Annotated in this window: 18 protein-coding genes; 3 read left to right on the top strand and 15 right to left on the bottom strand. The window is 70.6% G+C overall.

The window, feature by feature from the left end:
• Positions 1–8 precede the first annotated feature (8 nt).
• Positions 9–1397, top strand: a complete 1389-nt coding sequence (locus OG975_RS40305; protein WP_406334516.1) for an OFA family MFS transporter — start codon at positions 9–11, stop codon at positions 1395–1397.
• Positions 1397–2803, top strand: a complete 1407-nt coding sequence (locus OG975_RS40300; protein ID WP_406334515.1) for an OFA family MFS transporter — start codon at positions 1397–1399, stop codon at positions 2801–2803. Before OG975_RS40305 ends, OG975_RS40300 begins: the two co-directional genes overlap by 1 nt.
• Before the next feature lie 79 nt (positions 2804–2882).
• Here the strand turns inward: OG975_RS40300 and OG975_RS40295 are convergent, their stop codons facing one another.
• The 15 genes from OG975_RS40295 to OG975_RS40225 all read right to left on the bottom strand — a co-directional run bounded on the left by OG975_RS40295 (position 2883) and on the right by OG975_RS40225 (position 22186).
• Positions 2883–4043 carry a sugar phosphate isomerase/epimerase family protein gene (locus OG975_RS40295; protein WP_406334513.1) on the bottom strand — a complete coding sequence of 387 codons (1161 nt, stop codon included), beginning with the start codon at positions 4041–4043 and terminating at the stop codon, positions 2883–2885.
• Between the two features lie 189 nt (positions 4044–4232).
• A complete protein-coding gene (locus tag OG975_RS40290) occupies positions 4233–5585 on the bottom strand; it encodes a nucleotide pyrophosphatase/phosphodiesterase family protein (RefSeq protein WP_406336686.1) in 1353 nt (450 codons plus the stop codon).
• Between the two features lie 83 nt (positions 5586–5668).
• A complete protein-coding gene (eboE, locus tag OG975_RS40285; protein ID WP_406334512.1) occupies positions 5669–6838 on the bottom strand; it encodes a metabolite traffic protein EboE in 1170 nt (389 codons plus the stop codon).
• Between the two features lie 3 nt (positions 6839–6841).
• On the bottom strand, positions 6842–7690 hold the full coding sequence (locus tag OG975_RS40280; RefSeq protein WP_406334511.1) for a TatD family hydrolase: 849 nt from the start codon (positions 7688–7690) through the stop codon (positions 6842–6844).
• Positions 7690–8463, bottom strand: a complete 774-nt coding sequence (locus tag OG975_RS40275; RefSeq protein WP_406334510.1) for an EboA domain-containing protein — start codon at positions 8461–8463, stop codon at positions 7690–7692. Before OG975_RS40275 ends, OG975_RS40280 begins: the two co-directional genes overlap by 1 nt.
• Positions 8460–9455, bottom strand: a complete 996-nt coding sequence (locus OG975_RS40270; RefSeq protein WP_406334509.1) for a sugar phosphate isomerase/epimerase family protein — start codon at positions 9453–9455, stop codon at positions 8460–8462. Before OG975_RS40270 ends, OG975_RS40275 begins: the two co-directional genes overlap by 4 nt.
• Positions 9452–10612 (bottom strand): SCO3242 family prenyltransferase, encoded by a 1161-nt coding sequence (locus OG975_RS40265; RefSeq protein ID WP_406334507.1) that lies wholly within the window; start codon positions 10610–10612, stop codon positions 9452–9454. The genes OG975_RS40270 and OG975_RS40265 overlap by 4 nt, the downstream gene beginning before the upstream one ends.
• 197 nt (positions 10613–10809) lie before the next feature.
• The gene (locus OG975_RS40260; RefSeq protein WP_406334506.1) at positions 10810–12033 is read right to left on the bottom strand and encodes an inositol-3-phosphate synthase; all 1224 of its coding nucleotides are present in this window, start codon (positions 12031–12033) and stop codon (positions 10810–10812) included.
• A 205-nt stretch (positions 12034–12238) separates the two neighbouring features.
• Positions 12239–14755, bottom strand: coding sequence for a PQQ-dependent sugar dehydrogenase (locus tag OG975_RS40255; RefSeq protein WP_406334504.1), 2517 nt, complete (start codon positions 14753–14755; stop codon positions 12239–12241).
• A 93-nt stretch (positions 14756–14848) separates the two neighbouring features.
• Positions 14849–15853, bottom strand: a complete 1005-nt coding sequence (locus tag OG975_RS40250; protein WP_406334503.1) for a sugar phosphate isomerase/epimerase family protein — start codon at positions 15851–15853, stop codon at positions 14849–14851.
• Positions 15854–15865: 12 nt separating this feature from the next.
• A complete protein-coding gene (locus tag OG975_RS40245) occupies positions 15866–17074 on the bottom strand; it encodes a Gfo/Idh/MocA family protein (protein ID WP_406334502.1) in 1209 nt (402 codons plus the stop codon).
• A 122-nt stretch (positions 17075–17196) separates the two neighbouring features.
• The gene (locus OG975_RS40240) at positions 17197–18246 is read right to left on the bottom strand and encodes a substrate-binding domain-containing protein (protein WP_406334501.1); all 1050 of its coding nucleotides are present in this window, start codon (positions 18244–18246) and stop codon (positions 17197–17199) included.
• Between the two features lie 60 nt (positions 18247–18306).
• Positions 18307–19326, bottom strand: coding sequence for an ABC transporter permease (locus tag OG975_RS40235; RefSeq protein ID WP_406334500.1), 1020 nt, complete (start codon positions 19324–19326; stop codon positions 18307–18309).
• Positions 19323–20861: a sugar ABC transporter ATP-binding protein gene (locus OG975_RS40230; RefSeq protein WP_406334498.1), complete on the bottom strand. Its 1539-nt coding sequence runs from the start codon at positions 20859–20861 to the stop codon at positions 19323–19325. The genes OG975_RS40235 and OG975_RS40230 overlap by 4 nt, the downstream gene beginning before the upstream one ends.
• A gap of 143 nt (positions 20862–21004) precedes the next feature.
• Positions 21005–22186, bottom strand: a complete 1182-nt coding sequence (locus tag OG975_RS40225; RefSeq protein ID WP_330308682.1) for an ROK family transcriptional regulator — start codon at positions 22184–22186, stop codon at positions 21005–21007.
• 226 nt (positions 22187–22412) lie between these two features.
• On the opposite strand from OG975_RS40225, the gene OG975_RS40220 reads away from it, so the two are divergent.
• A complete protein-coding gene (locus OG975_RS40220; protein WP_406334497.1) occupies positions 22413–23636 on the top strand; it encodes a low temperature requirement protein A in 1224 nt (407 codons plus the stop codon).
• Positions 23637–23685 lie beyond the last annotated feature (49 nt).

Raw genomic sequence — 23685 nt, 5'->3', positions numbered from 1 at the left:
TGAGCTATATGACAACCACCGATGTCTCCACATCCGTCCCCTATCAAGAGGTGACGGACCACAACGGCCGTGTGTATCGCGTCGGCGAGTCCGATGTCGACATCATGGGCCGCAAACGCAAATGGATGGTCTTCCTGCCCTGGGCAGGAATGCTGGGCATCAGCTCCGCCGAGTACGCGTTCACGTCGGCGGAGGACACACTCCACGAGGCTCACCTGTGGAGCAGCGGACACATCTTCTGGCTGATGGGCGTCTGGGTGTTCTTCCAGGCGGCCGTGGCCTTCCCGGCCGGGCAACTGCGGGAGAGCGGCCGCCTCCCCGCCCGTACGGCGATGCTGCTGGGTGCGCTGGGCACCCTGCTGGGCTATCTGTCACTGGCCCTCGCGCCGCATGTGATCGTCGCCTATCTCGGCTTCGGCATGTGCAGCGGCATCGGCGCCGGTCTCGTCTACGCGACCTGCGTCAACATGGTCGGCAAGTGGTATCCGGAACGCAAGGGCGGCAAGACGGGCTTCGTCAACGGCGGTTTCGCCTACGGATCCGTGCCCTTCGTCTTCCTGTTCACCTCGTACATGGACCTGAGCAACTACAAGGGCGTCCTGGTGGCGGTCGGCCTGCTGTGCTGCTCCGTCGTCGCCGTCGCCGGCTGGTTCTTCAAGGACCCGCCGAAGGGCTGGTGGCCCGCGAACGTGGACCCCCTGAAGGCGTCGGACGACCCGAAGATCCGGCGGGCGCTGGAGAAGAACCCGCCGGCGGTGAAGCAGTACACCCCCAAGGAGGCCGCTCGTACCCCCGTGCTCTGGATGATGTGGTTCTGTCTGCTGTGCACGGCCGGGATCAATATCTTCGGCATCGCCTTCCAGGTGCCGTTCGGCAAGGACATGGGCTTCGCCGGCGGGATCGTGGCCACGGCGATGTCCCTGAAGGCCATCGTGAACGGCACCGGACGCGGCGTCATCGGCTGGATATCCGACCGCGTCGGCCGCCGCCACACACTGATCATCGTCTGTCTCGTGCTGGGCTCCGCCCAGTTCGGTGTGCTGGTCTCCGGCCAGATGGGCAGCATGCCGTTCTTCCTGTTCTGCTCCATGGTCTCCGGTTTCGGCGGCGGGGCGATCTTCCCGCTGTTCGCGGCCATGACGGCGGACTACTTCGGCGAGAACCACAACGCCTCCAACTACGGAATGGTCTACAGCTCGAAGCTGATCTCCGGCCTCCTGGGCTCCGGTATGGGCGCGATCGTCGTCGACGCGTGGGACTACCACGGCGCCTTCGTGCTCGCCGGGTCCGTCGGCCTGGCCTCCGCCGTGCTGGCGCTGTTCCTGAAGTCTCCGGGCCGCCCGCAGGCCCGCAGCATCGTTCCCAACCCGCACCCGCTTGGCGAGGAGATGGCGTAATGACGGCGGAACCCATCGCCGCGAAGGAAGCGTCGGACGACCCCGACGCCTCGCACCGCGCGTACCGTGAAGTCACCGACCCCCGGGGCCGTGTCTACCGGATCGGCGAGACGGACCGGGACATCCTGGGCCACTCACGCAAGTTCATGGTGTATCTGCCATGGCTCGCCATGATGGCGATCAGTGTCTTCGAGTACGCGTACGGCTCGGCCGAGGACACCTTGTCCCACGCCCACGGCTGGACGCAGAGCAACACCTTCTGGATCCTGAGCGTCTGGGTCTTCTTCCAGGCCGGCATAGCCTTCCCCGCCGGCTGGCTGCGGGAGAAGGGAATCCTGACCGCCCGCAAGGCCATGTACACGGGGTCGGTCATGTGCCTGCTCGGCTTCCTCGCCCTCTCGCACCTGAGCAATGTGCTCCTGGCGATCCTCGGCTTCGGTGTCATCGGCGGCATCGGGTCCGGCCTGGTGTACGCGACCTGCATCAACATGGTCGGCAAGTGGTTCCCCGAGCGACGTGGCGCGAAGACCGGATTCGTCAACGGCGGATTCGCGTACGGCTCCCTGCCGTTCATCTTCATCTTCAACTACGCGTTCGACACGGCCAACTATCACCGGGTACTGGACCTCATCGGCTGCTACGTGATGATCGTGGTGCTGTCCTCCGCGTTCTTCTTCAAGGACCCGCCGAAGAACTGGTGGCCGGCGGACATCGACCCGCTGACCTACGGCAGTACCGAGAAGGGCGCGGCGAGCCTTGCCAAGAACCCTCCCGCGGTGAAGCAGTACACACCGAAGGAGGCCATCAGGACCGGCATGCTCCCCCTCATGTGGATCGCTCTCGTCATGACCGCGGGTGTGTCGATCTTCGGGATCTCCTTCCAGGTCGACTTCGCCAAGGAAGTGGGCTTCGGCCCGCTGGTGGCGGCGTCCTCCATGGGCGTCATGGCCGTCATCAACGGCATCGGCCGGGGCGTGGTGGGCTGGCTGTCCGACAGGTACGGCCGCAAGCAGACCCTGGTGTTCGTCATCGTCGTCCTGGGTCTGGCCCAGTTCGGCGTGATCTGGGCCGGTGACATGCACAGCGAGGCCCTGTTCCTGTTCTTCGCCTTCCTCTCCGGGTTCGGCGGCGGGGCCTTCTACCCGATGTTCGCGGCCCTGACCCCGGACTACTTCGGCGAGAACTACAACGCCACCAACTACGGGCTGGTGTACAGCGGCAAGCTGATCAGCGGCCTGTTCGGCGGCGGGCTCGGCTCGATGGTGGTGGCCGCCTGGGGCTACAACGGCGCCTACGCGCTGGCCGGCGGCATCTCCATGGTGGCGGCGGCGATCGCTCTGCTGCTGCGGCAGCCGGGGCGGAGCACGGCGGACACCTCGGTTCCGCAGCCGCAACCGGTGGGCTGAGCAAGGAAGATCACGTGAACGGGCGGCCCTCCCCGCGTATCGCGGGGAGGGCCGCCCGTTCGCGCGGGAGCGGCTGCGGCTAGCCGCACTTCTTGCGCAGGGCCGCGAGGTTGTCGTAGCCGATCTTCGCGTGCTTCAGCGACTGAGCGGGGTCGGTGGCGCTCGGGGCGTTGTCCTGCTCGACCATCGGGTTGTGGTAGTTCCGGGCCCCGACACGGGAGAAGAACGTGGTGTAGTCGATGACTCCGGTGCCGAACGGCACCATGTCGTACCCCATGCCGTTCGTCGTGTTGACGGTGCCGTCCTTGGCGTGGAAGAGCGGGTAGCGCTTGTTGTTGCGGGCGACGAGCCCCGCGGGATCGAAGACGTTCTCCTGGGTGGAGCCGTCCTGGGCGGTGTACGTGGGGAACTTGTACTGGGCCACGTGCGCCCAGAAGATGTCCATCTCCAGCCAGACCACCTTCGGGTCGGTGATCTTCAGGAAGTACTCCAGCTTGCGGATGCCGGAGCTGCGGGTCGGACGGCCCTGGGCGTCCAACGGGCCACCGTCGAGCAGGAAGCCGTATGCCGCGTCGTGGTTGTGGGTGTACAGCTTGATGCCCTCGCGACGGGCGATCTCGCCGAGCGCGTTCCACTTGTCGGCGGCCACGTCCCAGTCGGCGCGGTAGGCGCTGCCGGTGGGGTCGCCGCCGGTGCCCATGTGCGCCATGCCGAGGATGTTGGCGATCTCCAGGTGCTTCTTGAAGGTGTCCAGGTCGGGTGCGGTGAAGGGCCAGGACGGCGGTATGAAGCCGTGGTTGCCCTGCGCCCGCAGCCCGTACTCGTCGAGCCAGGAACGCAGCAGCTTGGCGCCCTCCACGGACTCCAGGCTCGCGCCGCCCGGGGCGTTGGCGTGCTGGCCGTACCCCGCGAACTCCACCTGGCGGTAGCCGAATCGTGAGAGCTGCTGGAAGACCTCGCGGAAACCGGAGGGCAGATCGGTGGCGAGCGGGTCGCGGCCCGTCGCGTCACGGACGGTGTAGAGGATGATGCCGCGCCTGTCCGGGGGGACGAGGACGTCGCCGCCGCGGTGGTGGCCTCTGTCCCGGTCCTGGGCGACGGCGGGCGAGGCGCCGAAGACGGGTGCGGCGATCGCCGCAGTCGCGGCGGCGGTGCAGGTGCTGAGGAAGCGGCGGCGGTCGATGCCGAGAGTGCGGCGCAGGGCGTCGCCGGTTCCGGATTCGTCGTTGAACGCGGTCACGGTTTCTCTCTTTCGGGTCGCTGGTGGACTCTGACGGTGCCGGGCTGTGTGCGGCTCGTGTGCAGGTCAGAGGTGTGCGGGACACGGGCCGGGCGCGCGTGGGACGCGTGACCGGACGCGTTGTCAGTGGCGCGTGTTTCACTTTCCGTAGTCGCTCGACACGGGCTCGTCACAGCCCGTCAGGTCTCTTCAGGTGAGGCCTGCCAGGTCGAGCAGCAGGGATTTCACATCGGTGGCCGCGACGCGGCCGGTGACTGCGCGGGGGGTGGAGCAGATGATGAGCGGACCTTCGTCGTCGCTCAGGGGGAGGCGGCCGTGGCTGCCGCGGATAGGTGAGGGGTCCAGGGGCACGACCGCCATGCGATAGCGCATGCCGAGCTTCTTGCGGGCCAGTGCCGTGGCCGCCTTCACCTTGACGTAGGGGTCGAGGGGATCCATGAAGAGTTCGACCGGGTCGTAGCCGGGTTTGCGGTGGATCTCGACGAGCCGCGCGAAGTCGGGCGCGCGGGCGTCGTCGAGCCAGTAGTAGTACGTGAACCAGGCGTCCGGCTCCGCGACGGCGACGAGTTCGCCGGAGCGCGGATGGTCGAGGTGATGGGTCTTCTTGCCCTCGTCGTCCAGGAGTCGCTCGATACCGGGCAGATCGGCGAGCGCCGCCTTCGTGACCTCCAGGTCCTCCGGGCGTCGCACATAGACATGGGCGATCTGGTGGTCGGCGACCGCGAAAGCACGGGATGCCATCGGGTCCAGGTACTCCATGCCGTCCTGCGTGTGCACGTCGAGGAGGCCGGCGCGGCGCAGGGCGCGGTTGATGTCGACGGGGCGGTCCGCGCGCGTGATGCCGTACTCGGAGAGCGCGACGACGGTACGGCCCTCGGCCTTCGCGTCGTCGAGGAGGGGAGCCATGGCCGCGTCGAGGTCCGCGGCCGCCTGGAGGGAGCGCGGGTCGTCGGGGCCGAAGCGCTGCAGGTCGTAGTCGAGGTGAGGGAGGTAGCAGAGGGTCAGGTCCGGCCGGCGGGTGCGGTTGATGTGGCGGGTCGCGTCGATGATCCAGCGGCTGGAGACGAGGTCGGCGCCGGGACCCCAGAAGTGGAAGAGGGGGAACGTGCCGAATTTCTCGGTGAGTTCGTCGTGCAGGGCCGGGGGCCGGGTGTAGCAGTCGGGTTCCTTGCGGCCGTCGGCGTAGTAGACGGGACGGGGAGTGACGGTGATGTCAGTGTCGGCGCCCATGGCGTACCACCAGCAGATATTGGCGACCGTGTAACCGGGATGCGCGCGCCGGGCGGCGTCCCACAGCTTGTCGCCCGACACCAGGCCGTTGTGCTGACGCCACAGGAGTACGTCGCCGAGCTCGCGGAAGTACCAGCCGTTGCCGACGATGCCGTGCTCGCGGGGGTGGGTGCCGGTGAGGAAGGTGGACTGGGCGGCGCAGGTGACGGCGGGCAGGACGGTGCCGAGCGGGGCACGGGAGCCGGACTGGCCGAGGGCCTTGAGGTGCGGCATGTGGTCGAGGAGACGGGGGGTGAGACCTACGACGTCCAGGACGAGGAGAGGGGTGGGCCGGGGGTGGCCGCGGGAGGTCTCGGGCTGCGGTGTCGGTAGCGGCGGCTGGGTCGGGGGCTGGGTCACGGCAGCTCCTTGAGGCCGAGGTCCGTCAGCAGATCGCGAGCCAGGGTGAGTTCGGCGGCGATGCCGTCGGCGAGCTGGGCGCGGGCTCGGGGGCGCAGCTCGGGCGGGAGGGCCTGCCAGGTGTAGGTCTCGACTTCCAGGTGGCGGGTGAGCGGGTGCGGGCCGCCGACGAGCTGGGCCAGCGCGGCCCGCAGGACGGGGAGTGTGGAGGTGAGGGGCGCGGCGGGGGCCGCGTGCAGCGGGACGTGGAAGTGGGCGCGCCAGGGGGAGGCGTCGGGCAGGGCGTCGCCTGCGAGAGCCTGGCCGAGGTCGTCGGTGCCGCGCAGGCCGGCGGACGTACGGGTGCGGGTCTGGTGCAGGAAGCGGGGTTCGTCGAAGGCGGCAAGGGCCGTGCGGACGTCGGGGAGATGGGGGTGTTCGGCGTGCAGGGCGGCCGAGAGCTGTGACTTGACGACGGGGACGCGGGCCTCGGTGAGCGCGTCCAGGGCGGTGTGCGGGTCTTCGAAGGAGGTGGCGAGGTGACAGGTGTCGACGCAGATGCCGATGCGGTCGTGGCCGATCGCGGTGAGCGGGGCGAGGGCGTCGGCGGTGGTCTCGACGGTGCACCCGGGTTCGGGTTCCAGGCCGACGCGGATGGAGCGGCCGGTGAGTTCCTGAAGGGCGTCGAGGCGTTCGGCGAGTGTGCTCAGCGCTGTGTGGGCGGTCCCCGCGCGCTTGTCGTCATACGCGGTGCGCCAGGCGAGGGGCAGCGTGGAGATGCTGCCTTCGGTGACGTCGTCGGGGAGGAGCTGGGCGAGGACGCGGGCCAGGGCGGTGGTGTGGTCGAGTCGCTCCGGGTCGGCCCAGTCCGGCTTGTAGACGCGGTACTTGACCTCTTCGGCGCCGAAGCCCTCGTACGGGAAGCCGTTGAGGGTGACCACTTCGAGGCCACGGCGGTCGAGTTCGGTGCGCAGGCCGCGCAGCGCGGACGGGTCGGTGACCAGCGTGTGGGCGGCGTCCTTGGCGAGCCACAGGCCGATGCCGAGGCGGTCCCGGCCGAGGCGGCGGCGGACGGGTTCGCAGTGGTCGCGGAGCTGGGCGAGGACGCCGTCGAGGGTCTCGGCCGGGTGGACGTTGGTGCAGTAGGCGAGGTGGACGGTGGAGCCGTCGGGGTGGCGGAAGCGCATCGCTCACTCCCCGCCGCGGAGGATGGAGTTGCCTTCGTGGGTGACGTCCGTAGTCGTGCTCCCCAGATCCAGCCGCCCGCTGAGCCCGTAGAAGGCCACGGGGTTGCGCCACAGCACCCGGTCGACGTCGTCGTCGGTGAACCCGGCCTTCAGCAGGGCGTCGCCGACCCGGCGGGTCTTGAGGGGGTCGCTTCTCCCCCAGTCCGCGGCCGAGTTGACGAGCACCTGCTCCAGCCCGTACTCGCGCAGGATCGCGACCATCCGCTCCTCGTCCATCTTGGTGTCCGGATAGACGGAGAAGCCCAGCCAGCAGCCGCTGTCCTTGGCCTCCTTGACGGTGGTCTCGTTGAGGTGGTCGACAAGGACCCGGTCCGGGGACAGGGCGGACGCGCGGACGGCGTCCAGCGTGCGGCGCAGGCCTGTCAGCTTGTCGCGGTGCGGGGTGTGCACGAGCGCGGGCAGCTCATGGTCGGCGGCGAGCTGGAGCTGGGCGGCGAGCGCGGTGTCCTCGGCGGGGGTCATCGAGTCGTAGCCGATCTCGCCCACGGCCACGACCTGGTCCTTGACGAGATAGCGGGGCAGCTCGTCGAGGACGGGGACGCAGCGGGGGTCGTTCGCCTCCTTGGGGTTGAGGGCGAGCGTGCAGTGGTGGGCGATGCCGTACTGGGCGGCGCGGAAGGGTTCCCAGCCCAGGAGCGAGTCGAAGTAGTCGAGGAAGGAGGCGACTGAGGTGCGGGGCTGGCCGAGCCAGAAGGAGGGTTCGACGACGGCGCGGACGCCGGCGGCGTGCATGGCCTCGTAGTCGTCGGTGGTCCGTGACGTCATATGGATGTGGGGGTCGAAGATGCGCATCAGGACTCCTTGCCGGGGGTGCCGGACGTGCCGGAGGATCCGGGGATTCCGTGGACTCCGGGCACGCCGGGGCTTCCGGGCGTGCCGGTGGGGGTGGCGGTGGGCTCGGTCAGGGCCAGGACGCGGTACAGGTCCTCGGGTACGGCACGGCCCGCGGCGGCGCGTTCGTCGGCGTAGTCGCCGAGCATGCGGGCGAGTTCGACGTCGGAATGGGCGCGCCGGGGCAGGTCGGCCACCTCGTCGACGGGGACGCCGGTGAACAGGCACTTCAGGACGGCGTGGCGCCAGTTGTGCGCGTCCAGGTGCTGTGCGGCGTACGGGCCGACGGCGGCCGTGACCAGCCCGGTGTCGTTGGTGCGCAGGGCGTCCTCGACGAGGGGTAGCGCCTCCGGTCCCGGCACCAGGTGGGTCAGGGCGTGCAGAACGGCTCGGCGTTCGGCGGCGGTGCCCTGACGGTAGACGCGGGCGAGTGCGTCCGGGTCGGCGCGGGCGGCATGCAGGAGGAGTACGCGGGCGGCGTCGGCGTACTCGGGCCCGCATCGGCGCCCGGCCTCGGCTATCCGCAACTCCCAGACGGAGATGGGGCCGTGGGTGCCGGGGTGGGCGGCCGCCTCGTCGAGCGCCTGGTCGAGCCAGGCGCGGGCGGCTCCGCCCAGGTGGGTGTTCAGCCGGGTGTGCAGGGCGGCGAGGGCGGGCTGGACGGTGTGGCCGGGCTGACGGTCCCGGCCGGCCTGGCTGTGTTGACCGCGCTGAGTTCGGTGCGGGTGGTTCACGGGGTTCTCCCTTCGGGGCCGGTGGGGATCGCCCGGGCCGCGCGGTGGAGGAACGGGAGGGACTGTTCGGCGAAGTGGGGGCCCGCGTGGGAGTGGCGGGGCAGTTCGACGACGGTCAGCGCCTGGTAGCCGGTGGCGGCCAGGGCTTCGAGTACGGGCGGGAAGTCGATCTCCCCGTCCCCGAACGGGAGGTGTTCGTGAATGCCGCGGCGCATGTCCTCGATCTGGACGTGCCGCAGCCAGGGGCCGGCGGCGCGTACGCAGTCGGCGGGCGGCAAAGGTTCCAGGCACTGGCAGTGGCCGATGTCCAGGGTGAGACCGAGGGCGGCCGGGTCGCCGAGTGCTCGGCGCAGACGGTGGAAGTCGGCGAGGGAGGAGAGCAGGTGACCGGGTTCGGGCTCGACGGCGAGCGGGACGCCGGCACGGGTGGCGGCGTCCAGCACGGGGGCGAGCGCCTCGGCCAGGCGTTTCCAGGCGGTGTCCTCGTCGGTGCCGACCGGGGTGACTCCGCTGAAGCAGTGCACGGCGTGGGCGCCGAGGTCGGCGGCGACCCGCACGGCACGGATGAGCAGGTCGACACGGCGCGCGCGGGCGTCCGGGTCCGGGTCCAGGAGGGAGGGGCCGTGTTTGCGTCGCGAGTCGAGGACATAGCGGGCGCCGGTCTCGACCGTCACGCCAAGGCCGAGGGTCGCCAGTCTGCGCGCCACCTTCCCGGTGCGGGCAGCCAGATCCGGGGCGAGCGGGTCGAGGTGCATGTGGTCGAGGGTCAGGCCCACGCCGTCGTAGCCGAGGTCGGCGAGGAGGGCGAGGGCGTCGTCCAGACGGAGGTCGGTGAGGCCGTTGGTCCCGTAGCCGAAGCGGAGGGGGTGGGGGGCCGGGGCGGGGCTCGCGTGGGCGGTCGAGCCGGGGCTCGTCTGCGGGGTCGGTCGCCGGCTCGCTCGGCCGGTCGAGTGGAGGCTCGCCTGGCCGGTCGGGCGGGGGCTCGCGGTCATGTGACGCTCACCTTCCTCGCGAACCTGCGGGCAGCTGGGGCGAGCGCGGCCGTCAGGAGGGCGGTGACGGGGGCGCCCGCTCGGGCGGCGAGGGTGGCCTGGAGGGGGATCATGGCGCGGATTCCGCCGCCGACGGCTCGTTGGGTGAGCGGGGGTGAGGGGTTCAGGGCGGCGTGGAAGAGCGGGCGGGCGGAGGTCGCGGCGTAGGCGAGGGTGAGGGCTCCGCGGAGGGTGTCTGTCATAGGGGTCGGTGAGGGGCGGGGGCCAGGGCCTGGGCCTGGGCCTGGGCCTGGGCCTGGGCCTGGACCTGGGCCTGGGCCTGGACTTGGGCCTGGACTTGGACTTGGGGTGGCGCCGGGTGCTTGGCCGAGTCTCGCTTTCGTTCCGCCAAGGGGCGTTGGCTCAGGGGCTGTTGGGGTGTCCCCGGCGGGCTGTGACCGTGCGACCGCGGGGTGCCCGGGCCGCCCTGTGCCTGCCGGGCCGTTCGCCAATGCCCAGGCCAGCGCACCGGTCGTGGCCACCGCGGCCAGCGGTGCCACCGGCGAACCACCCTGCGTCTCGCCGCGCGACACCATGGTCACCGCGAGGGTGTGGGTGGCCAGGGCGAGTGCGGAGGGGAAGGCAGGTCGGGCGGTTCGGCAGGCGGCGGTCACGCCGGGGAGCACGTGCCCGCTCCGAGAGGTGACTCCGGTCGCCGTAGCGCCGATCAGTACGTCCAGGCCCCGCGCCATGGCCATCGCCACAGGTCCGGCGGGCGTTCGTTTGAGCGTCAGGTCATACGCCCAGACGGTGGCGGCGAGGGGCACGGCGACCGCGAGGGCGGGACGGCCCGCGCGGTCCGCCAGGGCGAGGCCCGCCGCCGTCAGGGCTCCGGCCGCCGCCAGCGCCGCGGCCGGGCGTATGCGGCCGGAGGGCAACGGACGGTGCGGGCGTTCCACGGCGTCCTCGGCGCGGTCGGCCCAGTCGTTCAGGGCCATGCCCGCCTCGTACAGACAGAGGGAGGAACCGATGGCGAGCAGGGTGCGGGAGTTCGGGCGGACGCCGATGGCGGCGGCCCCCGCGAGGGCGTCCCCGGGGACGGTGAACAGGGCGGGCAGCCGAAGAAGTTCAGCCCAGGCCCGGGCCTGACCCCGCGCCCGCGGGCCCAGTCGGGCCAACCCAGCGAACCCGGCCGCCCCGGTCGCCCCGGTCGCCCCGGTCGCCCCGGTCGCCCCGGTCGCCCCGGAAAACCTGCCACTCGCGGCCAACGTGCCTGACCCGGCCGACCCACTAGACCTGCTCGGCCCACTAGGCCCACTCGACCAGGCCGTCACACCCGACCTGGCCGCCCTCCCCGCTCCCACCCCTCGCACCGTCACCGGACCTCCCCGGAGAGTCCCCGAAGCCGAGCCGCGAACCCCGCCAGCGCCGCGTACTGCTCCCCCAGCGCAGCGGGCCCCTCCCCCACCGGGTCCTTGAAGTAGAAGCCGAGTTCGGTCAATGGGCCGGTGAGGCCTGCTTCGTGGGCGCGGGCCGTCAGGCGGGCGAGGTCGAGAATCAGGGGGGCCGCGAGCGCGGAGTCGCAGCCCTGCCAGGTGGTCTGGAGGATCATCCGCGTGCCGAGGAAGCCGTCGAAGGCGATGTGGTCCCAGGCGGTCTTCCAGTCGCCGAGGACGGGGACGTCGTCGATGTGGGTCTCGCCCTCCGGGGCCGTGCCGAGGGTGTCCGCCAGCACGCGCTCCTTGCCGGCGTTCTTGGCCGCGGCGGCGGCCGGGTCGGCGAGGGCTGCTCCGTCGCCGCCGCCCAGGAGGTTCGTGCCGGACCAGGCGCGGACCGCCAGCGCGCGCTGGGCGAACATCGGGCCGAGCACCGACCGGAGCAGCGTCTGGCCGGTCTTGCCGTCACGCCCCGCGTAGGGCAGCCCGCTGGACTCGGTCAAGGACGCCAGAGCCGGGTGGTGCAGCCCCGTCGAGGGGGTGAAGTTCACGTAGGGGCAGCCGGCCCGCAGCGCCGCCGCCGCGTACAGAGAGCTCGGTGGCAGTGCCGTCCTTCCGCGAGCTGCCGCCACGGAGGCCGTCCCGCCGTGCGCGCGCTCCAGGGATGCCGTCTCGGTGGGCGCGTGCTCCGTGGAGGCGATCCCGACGGGCGTCGGCTCCGTAGAGGCCACGTTCACCACCACCGCCCTGGCGAGTCCACACCGGCGTACGAAGTCCCGTATGTCCGTCGCGAAGGCGTCCACCAGCTCGGCCGGCTCGCGGGTGTCGCCAGGGACGGGCCCGCCGGGGCGGATCTCCCGGTCGGCGGCCTCCAGTTCGGCCGTGATCGCCGAGGGGAGACCGTGCGGGAGTACTCCGCTGGCGACCAGGGCCTCCGCGCGCTTCGGGAGCGGGCAGTCCACCGTGTCGTGGCCGCCGAAGACGAGGGTCGGCAGGGCGGGCAGACCGCAGTCGGCGTAGAGGTCGGTTTCGGTGACCATGCCCGTCGGGGGGTGCAGGCCGGCGGTGACGGCCGCGCAGCCCGCGATGACGGTGGTGGCGACGGAGCCGCGCGCTCCGATCAGCCACACCCCCACCCGGGGTTCGGAAAGGGACGCGGGCATGGGCAGCCTCCTTGTCATACGGCAGCTCGAACGTCGGTTCCTGCGTCAGCTCGTGCGTCAGCCATGGAGAAAGCGAGGGGTGGAGACGGCGAGGGGTGGAGACGGCGGGCGGGAGTACGGCGTGTCCCGCCCGCCGCCGTTCAGTCGCCCGGCGAAGCCGTACCAGCCGAGGGCTTCGCGGGCAGTTCCTTGGTCACCGGTCCCGTCAGCCCGTCGTGAAGGTGAAGTCGTCCACGTCGTAGAGCGCGCCGGTTCCGCTCCCCTTGAAGACGAGGTAGAGCGTGGTGGTGCCGCGCGGCGCACGGGAGAGATCCGCGGTCACGTCCTGGAAGGTGTCCCAGCCGCCGGTCACCGGCACGGTCGCGGTGCCCAGCACCCGGCCGGTCGAGGAGCCCGCGCGGACCTCCAGGGTGCCGCCCGAACCGGCGGACGAGATACGTGCCGTGATCTTCTTGGCGTCGCTCAGGACGTACGGCGTGAACGAGATCCAGTCCCCGTTGTCGATGTCGCCGACCGTCTTGCCGCCGTGCGCGGTGTCCTGCGACTGGACCGTGATCCCGGAGGCCTTGCCGTAGTGCTCGGCCTGGCGGTGCCTGGGCTGGGTGACGTTCTGGTCGTGGCTGGTCAGCGGGGCCTGGCCGCCTCCTCCGCCGTCCGTGTACTCGGCGTCGAAGACTCCGAAGATGTTGGCGTCGTCGTCGTGGCCGTTGCCCGCGCCGGTGTCGATGGTGCCGCTGCATCCGTTGGCCGAGGTCAGCAGGTGGCCGTGGCTGTCGTGGCCGAGGATGAAGTTGACCTTCACTTTGGAGCAGTCGATCGTCCCGTCCTCCGGGTCGGTCACCTTCACCTTGAAAGGAACGGTGTCCCCGAAGCTGAACAGCTGGCCGTCACGGGGAAGTTCGAGCGTCACCTTGGGCGCGGTGTTGCCGACCACGACCTGCACGCTCGCGCTTCCTGTGCGCCCGCCGGGGTCCTTGGCCGTCACCGTCGCCGTGTATGTGCCGTTCTTCTTGTACTTGTGCGTCGGGTTCGGTGCCGTCGACTTGCCTCCGTCGCCGAAGTCCCAGCTGTACGTGAGGGCGTCACTGTCGGCGTCGGTCGAACCGGCGGAGGAGAAGCGGACCTTGAGCGGTGCCTGGCCCGAGGTGCGGTCGGCCGCCGCCTGTGGCACGGGCGAGTGGCCGTCGGTGGCGTTCTCGATGCGGTACAGGCCCGAGTTCTCGTCGCCGCCGAACCATGCGGTGCCGTAGTCGAGGACGTACAGCGCGCCGTCGGGTCCGAACGCCATGTCCATCACCTGGGTGCCGGTCCACGGAACGGAGTTGATGGACTGCACAGCGCCGGAGGAATCGCTCACGATCCGCTTGATCCAGCGGCGGCCGAACTCTCCGGCGAAGAAGTTCCCGTCGTACGCCTGCGGGAACTTCACCGGCGAGTCGAGCGAGGCGTCGTAGTGGTAGACCGGGCCGCCCATCGGGGACTCCGAGCCGCTGCCGAACTCCGGGACGGACGCGCCGTCGTAGGGGATCCAGGCGGGCTGGGCCGGGGGCAGGTCGGTGAGGCCGGTGTTGTGCGGGGAGGTGTTCTTCGGCGCGTCGCAGTCGAAGGCGGCGCCGGAGGTCTTGGTCGCGAAGTCGTAGTCCACGTAGGCGTCGTTCTTGCCCGTGCAGTACGGCCAGCCGAAGTTGCCGGGGGCGGTGACGCGGGCGAACTCGACCTGGCCGCCGGGGCCGCGCGCGGGGTCGGCCGCGCCGGCGTCCGGGCCGTAGTCACCGACGTAGAGAATGCCGGTCGCCTTGTCGACGCTGAAGCGGAACGGGTTGCGGAAGCCCATGGCGTAGATCTCGGGGCGCGTCTTGTCGGTGCCGGGGGCGAAGAGGTTGCCGTCGGGGATGGAGTACGAGCCGTCGGCGTTCACCTTGATGCGCAGGATCTTGCCGCGCAGGTCGTTGGTGTTGCCGGCCGAACGCTGGGCGTCGAAGGCCGGGTTGCGGTCGGCGCGCTCGTCGATGGGGGTGAAGCCGTCCGACTGGAAGGGGTTCGAGTCGTCCCCGGTGGAGAGATAGAGGTTCCCGGCCGCGTCGAAGTCGATGTCGCCGCCGACGTGGCAGCAGATGCCGCGCGAGGTCTGGACGTCGAGGATCTTCTTCTCGCTGGCGTTGTCGAGGGTGCCGTCGGCCTTGAGGACGAAGCGCGAGAGGCGGTTGACGCCGTCGAAGGGCGCAAAGTCCGCGGCGGTGCCCGTCTCCGGGGCGTCGCCCGCGGGGGTGTTCAGCGGCGGTGCGTAATAGAGGTAGATGTAGCGGTTGGCGATGAAGTCGGGGTCGGTGCCTACGCCTTGCAGGCCTTCCTCGTCGTGCGAGTAGACGTCGAGCTTGCCCGCGAGCTTGGTGTTGCCCGCCGCGTCGGTGAGGCGGAGTTCGCCGTCGCGCGAGGTGTGCAGGACCGAACGGTCGGGGAGCACGGCGAGCGACATGGGCTCGCCGACCTCGGGTTCGCCCTTGGCGAGGGTGACTTGCTGGAAGTCCTCGGCCGCGGCGGCAGTGGTGGCGGACGGATCGGCGACGGCTGCGCCGGCCTGGGGTGTGGTGAGGGTGAGGGAGGCGGCCGTGAGCAGCGCGCCGCTCAGCAGGGCGACTGCCCCGCGCAGTCTCGGACGTCTGGAGTGGCTGGTGTTCTTCCTGCTCTTCCTGTTCTTCCTGTTTCTGGCGTACGGGTGCACGAAATGCCTCCATGAAGGGGCTGGTCGTACGGGTGGGTGCGTGACGCCGGGGTGCGCCGTCACCCCGGAAGCATGGGAACTCTGCGCTGCGGCCTAGTCGTTGCCGCCGAACGCCGCGTCGAACGAAGCCGACGGCGGCTCGAAGTCGTATGCCTTGAGGCGGGTCAGGGCCTCGGGTGCGCCCTGGAGCCGGTCCATGCCGGCGTCCTCCCACTCGACGGAGATGGGGCCCGTGTAGTCGATGGAGCGCAGCATCCGGAAGACGTCCTCCCAGGGGACGTCGCCGTGGCCCGCGGAGACGAAGTCCCAGCCGCGGCGCGGGTCGCCCCAGGGCAGGTGCGAGCCGAGGCGGCCGTTGCGTCCGTCCAGCCGCTTGCGGGCTTCCTTGCAGTCGACGTGGTAGATCCGGTCGCGGAAGTCGTAGAGGAAGCCGACCGGGTCGAGGTCCTGCCACACGAAGTGCGAGGGGTCGAAGTTCAGCCCGAAGGCGGGACGGTGGTCAACTGCCGCCAGCGCCTTGTGCGTTGTCCAGTAGTCGTACGCGATCTCGCTCGGGTGGACCTCGTGCGCGAACCGCACGCCCTGCGCGTCGAAGACGTCCAGGATCGGGTTCCAGCGCGTCGCGAAGTCCTCGTAACCGCGCTCGATCATCGACTCGGGAGCGGGCGGGAACATCGCGACGAGGTGCCAGATGGCCGAGCCGGTGAACCCGATGACGGTGTCGACGCCGAAGGCCGCCGCCGCGCGTGCGGTGTCGGCGATCTCGGCGGCGGCCCGCTGCCGTACGCCTTCGGGTTCGCCGTCGCCCCAGATGCGGGCGGGCAGGATGGCCCGGTGACGCTCGTCGATGATGGCGTCGCAGACGGCCTGGCCGACCAGGTGGTTGGAGATCGCCCAGCACCTGAGGCCGTACTTGTCGAGCATCGCGTGCCGGGACTCGATGTACGAGGGGTCGGCGAGTGCCTTGTCGACCTCGAAGTGGTCGCCCCAGCAGGCGAGTTCGAGTCCGTCGTAGCCGAAGTCGCGGGCGAGGCGGCAGACCTCTTCGAGGGGCAGGTCGGCCCACTGGCCGGTGAAGAGCGTGAAGTCGCGCGGCATTCCCGGGCCTCCTCAGACCGCTATGGGGGTGTAGACGGAGTTCTTCTCGGCGCTCTCCTCCACCGCCGCCAGCACGCGCTGCACCTGCAGCCCGTCGGCGAAGGAGGGTTCGGGCCGGCGGCCCTCGGCGATCGCGTGGATCAGGTCGCGGGCCTGGTGGACGAAGGTGTGCTCGTAGCCGAGGCCGTGGCCCGGCGGCCACCAGGCCTCCAGGTAGGGGTGGTCGGGTTCGGTGACGAGGATGCGCCGGAAGCCGGCGTGCGCTCCGGGCTCCGTACCGTCGTGGTACGAGAGTTCGTTGAGGCGCTCCAGGTCGAATGCCAACGAGCCGAGCTCGCCGTTGAGTTCGATGCGCAGGGCGTTCTTGCGGCCGGTGGCGTAGCGGGTGGCCTCGAAGGAGGCGAGGGCGCCCGAGGCGAAGCGGCCGGTGAACAGGGCGGCGTCGTCCACGGTGACCTGTCCGGTGCCGGCGGCCGAGACGGCAGTCAGACCGCTGGTCGGTCCGCCGGACAGCGGCCGTTCCCGTACGAAGGTCTCGGTGAGCGCGGACACCCCGGTCAGCCGCTCCCCCGCCAGATACTGCGCGAGGTCGACGATGTGCGCGCCCAAGTCACCGAGCGCGCCCGACCCGGCCAGCTCCCTGCGCAGCCGCCAGGTCAGCGGGAACTCCGGGTCGACCAGCCAGTCCTGAAGGTACGTCACCCTGACGTGCCGCAGGCTCCCCAGCCTGCCCTCGGCCACCATCCGCCGTGCCAGTGCTGTCGCGGGAACGCGGCGGTAGTTGAAGCCGACCATCGCCAACTGACCGCGCCCGCCTGCCTCTTCGGCCGCCGCCGTCATGGCCGTCGCCTCCTCGACGGTGTTCGCGAGGGGCTTCTCGCACAGCACGTGCTTGCCGGCGGCCAGCGCGGCGAGGGCGATCTCGGCATGGCTGTCGCCCGGGGTGCAGATGTCGACGAGGTCGATGTCGTCCCGTTCGATCAGGGCGCGCCAGTCGGTCTCGGCCGCGGCCCAGCCGTGCCGGTCGGCCGCCGCGCGCACCGCGGCGCCGTCCCGCCCGCAGATCGCGGCCAGGACAGGACGCCGGGGCAGGTCGAAGACGCGCCCTACGGTGCGCCAGCCCTGGGAGTGGGCGGCGCCCATGAAGGCGTAGCCGACCATACCGACGCGGAGCGGCGGCTTCTCGCCCCCGGTCCCTGCTGACTGCTGCGGCTGTGCCATGCGGAATGTCCTCCTCGTCGTCGTGGCGCGGTGGGGGGTGGGGGCCTGACTCACCGGGCGGGCTCCGGGGGCGCTCGCCGCCGCGGCCGGATCCGCCGGGCAGATCCCCGGGGCAGGACTCCTCACTTGAAGCCGGTGGCCATGTACTGCTTGACGTTGTCCTTGTCGACGACGGCCGAGTACAGCGTGAGCGACGCGGGGATCTCGAACTCGGCGAGGCCGCCGACTCCCTTGCCCTGGCCGAGCGCGCGGGCGAGGTCGATCGCGGACGCGGCCATGGTCGGCGGGTACAGGACGGTGGCCTTGAGCACGCTGTTGTCGGCGTCGATGGCCTGGAAGGCGGAGAGCGCGCCCGCGCCGCCGACCATCAGGAAGTCGTCGCGCCCGGCCTGCTTGATGGCGCGTAGCGCGCCCACGCCCTGGTCGTCGTCGTGGTTCCACAGGGCGTCGAACTTCGACTGGGCCTGGAGGAGTTGGGCCATCTTGGCCTGCCCGGACTCGACGGTGAACTCGGCGGCCTGCCGGGCGACCTTCTTGATGTTCGGGTAGTTCTTGAGGGCCGCGTCGAAGCCCTGGGTGCGCTGCTTGGTGAGCTCCAGGTTGTCGAGCCCGGCGAGTTCGATGACGCGGGCGTCCTTCTTGTCCTTGAGCTTCTCGCCGATGTAGTGCCCGGCGCTGAGGCCCATGCCGTAGTTGTCGCCGCCGATCCAACAGCGGTACGCCTGCGGGGAGTTGAAGATACGGTCGAGATTGACGACGGGGATGCCTGCGCGCATCGCCTGGAGGCCGACCTGGGTGAGCGCCTTGCCGTCGGCGGGCAGGACGACCAGGACGTCCACCTTCTTGTTGATCAGCGTTTCGATCTGGCCGATCTGCGCGGCCGTGTCGTTGGAGCCCTCGGTGATCTCCAGGGTGACGTCCGAGTACTTCTTGGCCCGGCTCTTGGCGTTGTCATTGATCGCGTTGAGCCAGCCGTGGTCGGCCTGCGGGCCGGCGAAGCCGATGGTGACGTGTTTGCCGGGCTTGTCGTCGGCGGCCGGCCGGCTGTTCGCGGCCGGCTCCTCGTCCTTGGTGTCGTTGCTGGTGCAGCCGACGAGGAAGGCACCGGCCGAGACGGCGGCGGTCCCGAAGAGCAGTCCTCTGCGGCTGGTGATGCTCGTGGGTTCTGGCATGGCGGTGGACCCTTCCCGTGTCAGGTCTGTGGTGCGCCAGGGGGAAACACCCCCTACGGCTCAGGTGGTGTGCGCTGTGCGCCGCTGGACCAGGACCGCGGCGACGATGATCGCGCCCTTGGCGATCTGCTGGACGTCGCTCTGGAGGTTGTTCAGCGCGAAGATGTTGGTGATCGTCGTGAAGATCAGGACGCCGAGCACGGAGCCGGTGATGGTGCCGCGGCCGCCGCTCAGCAGCGTGCCGCCGATGATCGCGGCCGCGATCGCGTCGAGTTCGTACAGGTTGCCGTTGGTGTTCTGACCCGAGCCGGACAGGATGATCAGCAGGAAGGCAGCGATGCCGCAGCACAGTCCGGAGAGCAGATAGAGGTACAGCCGCTGGCGCCGCACGTCGATGCCGGCGAGCCGGGCCGCCTCCGCGTTGCCGCCGACGGCGATCGTGCGGCGGCCGAAGGTGGTGCGGTTGAGGATCAGCCAGCCGATGACGGTGACGACGGCGAAGACGAGCACCAGGGGCGGTATGCCGAGGACGTACGAGTCGCGCTCGCCGAGCTTCAGGATCCCGTTGACGCTGACGATCTGGGTCTTGCCGTCGGTGATCTGGAGTGCGAGTCCGCGGGCCGAGGCGAGCATGGCGAGGGTGGCGATGAACGGGACCATCCCGCCGTACGCGATGAGCAGGCCGTTGACCAGGCCGCAGCCGACGCCGACGAGCACCGCGGTGAAGAGGATGCCGGCGAAACCGTACTCCTGCGTGGCGACCGTGGTCGCCCACACCGAGGAGAGCGCGACGATCGCGCCGACCGACAGGTCGATGCCGCCGGAGGTGATGACGAAGGTCATGCCGACCGTGACGACACCGATCACCGAGGCCTGGGTGAGGACGAGTTGGAGGTTGCGGGTGTCGAGGAACTCGTCGGGTTTGGTGATGCCGCCGATGACGATCAGGGCGGCGAGTACGCCGAGGAGCGAGAGCGTACGGAGGTCGGCGGCGGCCGCGAGCGTGCGCCACGGGGCGTGTTCCTTGAGCGGTGACACCTTGGGGGTGTCATCCCTGGGCGGGGATACGGGCTGCGTCACGACGCCGGGCTCCCTTCATCGGCCACCGGGCTTCCTTCCATGACGAGATCGAGTACGCGGTGTTCGTCGAGTTCGCGGGCGGGCGCCGTATGGACGACGCGCCCCTCGCGAAGCACCAGGACGCGGTCGGCGAGCCCCAGCACTTCGGGCACTTCGCTGGAGACCAGCAGCACGGCGAGGCCTTCGTCGGCGAGGCGGCGGATCACCGCGTACAGCTCGGCGCGGGCGCCGACGTCGACCCCTCGGGTGGGTTCGTCGAGGAGCAGTACGCGGCAGCCGCGCAGCAGCCAGCGCGCCAGGACGGCCTTCTGCTGGTTGCCGCCGGACAGCGTCCGGACCGGCACCGACGGGTTGTCGGGGCGCAGGGACAGCTCGCGCGTCGCCGCCCGCGCCGCGCCGCGTTCGGCGCGCCGGTCGATCCAGCCCCCGTGCGCGAAGCGGGACATGGACGACACCGACACATTGCGGGTGACGGACTCCAGCATCAGCAGGCCCTGCGCCTTGCGCTCCTCGGGGGCGAGCCCGAGTCCGGCGCGGACGGCGGCGCGGACGCTGCCGGGGCGCAACACGCGGCCGTTCAGGCTCACTTGACCGGCCGTCGGTTTGCGGGCTCCGTAGATCGTCTCCAGGATCTCGGAGCGGCCGGAGCCGACAAGTCCGGCCAGCCCGACGATCTCGCCGGGGCGCAGATCGAGGTCGAGCGGCGCGAACTCGCCTTCGCGGGCGAGACCTCGGACCGTGAGGACGGGCTCACCGGGTGGCCGTGACCGGGGCCGTTCCGGGAAGACGTACTCGACATTGCGCCCCGTCATCAGCGCCACGACCTCGCGCGTCGGAGTGGACTTCGCGGGGAGTCCACCCGCCACCGCGCGCCCGTCCTTCAGCACGGTCACACGGTCGCCGATGCGGCGGATCTCCTCCAGACGGTGCGAGATGTAGACGACGGCGACTCCGTCCGCGGTCAGATCGCCCACGATGCGGAAGAGGTTGTCGACCTCGTCGGGGTCGAGGGCCGCGGACGGTTCGTCCATGACGATCAGGCGTACCTCGTGGGAGAGCGCCCGGGCCATGGAAACGATCTGCCGCTGGGCCGCCGACAGCTCGCCGACGAGTCGCGCCGGGTCGATCTCGGGATGCCCAAGTCGCTTGAGGAGTGCGCTAGTTGATGCCCGTGCGGTCTTTCCCCGTACGACGAAGCCGGCGGCCGTGGGTTCATGGCCGAGATGGACGTTCTCGGCGACCGACAGGCCCTCCACCAGGTCGAGTTCCTGGTAGATGGTGGCGATGCCGAGGCGCATGGCGGCGATCGGCGACCTGAGGGTGACCCGTTCACCGCGCCAGCCGATGGCGCCGCCGTCGGGCTGGTGGGCGCCGGCCAGGACCTTGATGAGCGTGGACTTTCCGGCGCCGTTCTGGCCGAGCAGGCAGTGCACCTCGCCGGCCTGGACGTCGAGGTCGACGCCGTCGAGGGCCCGGACTCCGGGGAAGGACTTGGTGATGCCGGACATGGTGAGCAGCGGTGGTTCTGGTGCCATGACGGTTCCCCTTGGCGGGCGTGCGGACCGGTTTCAGGGCAGGGCGCTTACAGGGCAAGCGACTTCAGGGCGCGGCAGAGCAGGGCGCTGTACTGGTGAGGTGACATGAGGTATGTGACGGGAGGCTGTACCGGCCTCGGGCCTTACGCGGGTGAGAACAGGTGGTCGCTGATGAGCCGGGCCGCGCCGATGACTCCGGCGGTGGGTCCCAACTCTCCTAGGACGATGGGGAGATTGCCGGTCGCCAGGGGCAGCGACTGGCGGTAGACCTGGGTGCGGATCGCGGCGAGCAGGGTGTGGCCGAGACCCGTCACCCCGCCGCCGATCACCACCAGGCCCGGATTGAAGAAGCTGACAAGGCCCGCGATGACCTGACCGGTACGGTTGCCGCCCTCGCGGATCAGATCGAGTGCGGTGGCGTCGCCCGCGGCGGCCGCGGCGGCGACGTCGACGGCGCTGAGGCTGCCGTTGGTCTCCAGCCGCGTCGCGAGTTCCATCGAAAGGCCCTGCTGGGCGGCCTCCGTGGCATCCCGCGCGAGCGCCGCGCCACTGAAGTGGGCCTCCAGACAACCCCGGTTGCCGCAGGCGCACGGTCGCCCGTCGGGCACGGCCTGGATGTGCCCGATGTCGCCGGCGCTGCCCGTCGTACCGCGGTAGACCTCACCGCCGACGACGATGCCGCAGCCGATACCCGTGCCGATCTTGACGCAGAGGAAGTCGCCCACGGAACGTGCGACGCCCGCGTGCTGCTCCCCCATGGCCATCAGGTTCACGTCGTTGTCGACCATGACCGGACAGCCGAGGTCCTGACTGAGCGCCTCGCGGACGGGGAAGCCGTCCCAGCCGGGCATGATCGGCGGTGCGACCGGAACGCCCTCGGGGAAGCGGACGGGACCGGGTACGCCGATCCCGGCGCCGTCGAACCCCTCCGCAAGTCCTGAGGTCCTCAACTTGGCGGCCATGGCGAGGACTTGCTCGAAGACCGCGACCGGGCCCTCGCGTACGTCCATGGGCTGGTTGATGTGCCCGAGCACTTCGAGTTCCGCGTTGGTGACGGCGACGTCGATCGAGGTCGCGCCGATGTCGACGCCCAGGAAGCGCAGGGCGGGCGCGAGCCGGATGTTGTGGGAGCGGCGGCCGCCGCGGGATGCGGCGAGTCCGTCGGCCACGATCAGGCCCGTCTCCAGCAGCCGGTCCACCTCGACGGCCAGCTTCGACCGGGAGAGGTCGATCTGATCGCCCAGCTGGGCACGGGAGTTGGGGCCGCCGTCGCGCAACAGGCGTAGCAGCCGGGCCTGGTGCGCGTTCGCGGGTCGTGCCGTCATCCGTCTCACGAGCCCCTCCCCGCCTCAATCGGCTTGCGCCTGCGTCGAGTTCCGGCCACCTCGCCGGTCGTGCTTTCGAGGGGAACGTAGCAGTGGCTGCCGGGAGTGGGAAGAAGTTGCGCACGAATTGCCGTCAACTTTCTCCACTCACAGGACAAAGCGAGGTCTGCAATCAGCCGCGGAGGCCGCATACGATCTGGGCATCGATCGGTTTCGGGGGGAACACATGAACACGGCAGCGGACAGGACAGAGCACCCAGCCGCAAACACAGCTGGGCACACGGCAGTTGACGAGGCAGGGCGCAGAGTCAGCACCCTGGAGCTCTTCTTCGACCTGGTCTTCGTCTTCACCCTCACGCAGCTCACCGTGCTGCTCGCCGCCGACCTGTCGTTCGCGACGGCGGCGCGCGTCGCGCTGATCTTCGTGGTGCTGTTCTGGATGTACGGCGCGTACGCGTATCTCACCAACCAGGTGCCGCCCGACCGGCCTTCGCGGCGGCTCCTCCTGATGCTGGGCATGGGCGCGTTCCTGGTGTGCGCGCTGGCCATCCCGCGCGCCTTCGACGACGGCGGAGTCGTCTTCGGCCTCGGTTTCCTGGCCGTGGTGCTCGTGCACAGCGCGCTCTACACCCGTAGCCATGGCCGCGATGTCATCTGGTACGCGGTGCCGAACTCCTTGGCCGCGCTGTCGGTCACGGCGGCGGGACTGTTCCACGGTCTCGTCGCCGACGGGCTGTGGCTGCTCGCGCTGGTGCTGCAGTTCGTCACGCCGTTCATCGCCGAGCACGGTCCGCGGCGCCGGGACGGACGCGACGCCGCGCGGCTGCGCACCCAGTTGGGCGCTCTCGACCCGGCCCACTTCGTGGAGCGGCACGGGCTGCTGCTGATCGTCGCGTTCGGCGAGTCCGTCATCGCGATCGGCATCGGCATCGGCCATCTGCCGCTCACGGCGGACCTGTTCGGCGGAGCCTTCCTCGCTCTCGCGCTGACCGCCGCGCTGTGGTGGACGTACTTCGTGCGCGACGAGCACGGCGCGGAGGTCGCGTTCACGGCGACGGCGCCGGACCGGCGCTGGCGCCTGGCGATGAACGCCTACTACTACGCCTTCCTGCCCATGCTGCTCGGCATCGCCTACTTCGCGGCGGGTGTGAAGAAGACGCTCGGGCATCTCACCGAGCATCTGCACACCGGTCCGGCTCTCGCGCTCGCGGGCGGGGTCGCCCTCTTCCTCACGGGGGACGTGGCGTTCCGGGCGGTGCTGCGGCTCTTCCCGGTGAGCTACCGCGCGGCCGCCGTGCCCGTCGCCCTGGCCACCGCGCTGCTCGGCATCCGCCTGTCGGCGGTCGTCGAACTCCTCGCGCTGGTCGGGGTGTTGGTGGCGATGCTGGGCGCGGAGGCCCGGTGGTCACCGTGCCGGCCCGCTGCCGAGTCCCCGGCGGCCGTGGCCTGACGGTCTCTCACGTTCCGGGAACCGAACCGGCCGACCACGTTCCAGGAAC

The sequence above is a fragment of the Streptomyces sp. NBC_00203 genome (assembly GCF_045206325.1).
Lineage (GTDB): Bacteria > Actinomycetota > Actinomycetes > Streptomycetales > Streptomycetaceae > Streptomyces > Streptomyces lutosisoli.
Note: the sequence above shows the minus strand (reverse complement) of the source record. Positions and strands in the feature narration are given on the sequence as shown.

Bases quoted from the DNA above. Each gene is read 5' to 3' on its own strand.
- OG975_RS40220 (WP_406334497.1), top strand. From the start codon at position 22,413: ATGAACACGGCAGCGGACAGGACAGAGCACCCAGCCGCAAACACAGCT.
- OG975_RS40230 (WP_406334498.1), bottom strand. From the start codon at position 20,861: ATGGCACCAGAACCACCGCTGCTCACCATGTCCGGCATCACCAAGTCC.
- OG975_RS40305 (WP_406334516.1), top strand. From the start codon at position 9: ATGACAACCACCGATGTCTCCACATCCGTCCCCTATCAAGAGGTGACG.
- OG975_RS40245 (WP_406334502.1), bottom strand. From the start codon at position 17,074: ATGGCACAGCCGCAGCAGTCAGCAGGGACCGGGGGCGAGAAGCCGCCG.
- OG975_RS40240 (WP_406334501.1), bottom strand. From the start codon at position 18,246: ATGCCAGAACCCACGAGCATCACCAGCCGCAGAGGACTGCTCTTCGGG.
- OG975_RS40270 (WP_406334509.1), bottom strand. From the start codon at position 9,455: ATGACCGCGAGCCCCCGCCCGACCGGCCAGGCGAGCCTCCACTCGACC.
- OG975_RS40260 (WP_406334506.1), bottom strand. From the start codon at position 12,033: ATGCCCGCGTCCCTTTCCGAACCCCGGGTGGGGGTGTGGCTGATCGGA.
- eboE (WP_406334512.1), bottom strand. From the start codon at position 6,838: ATGCGCTTCCGCCACCCCGACGGCTCCACCGTCCACCTCGCCTACTGC.
- OG975_RS40300 (WP_406334515.1), top strand. From the start codon at position 1,397: ATGACGGCGGAACCCATCGCCGCGAAGGAAGCGTCGGACGACCCCGAC.
- OG975_RS40225 (WP_330308682.1), bottom strand. From the start codon at position 22,186: ATGACGGCACGACCCGCGAACGCGCACCAGGCCCGGCTGCTACGCCTG.
- OG975_RS40280 (WP_406334511.1), bottom strand. From the start codon at position 7,690: ATGCGCATCTTCGACCCCCACATCCATATGACGTCACGGACCACCGAC.
- OG975_RS40250 (WP_406334503.1), bottom strand. From the start codon at position 15,853: ATGCCGCGCGACTTCACGCTCTTCACCGGCCAGTGGGCCGACCTGCCC.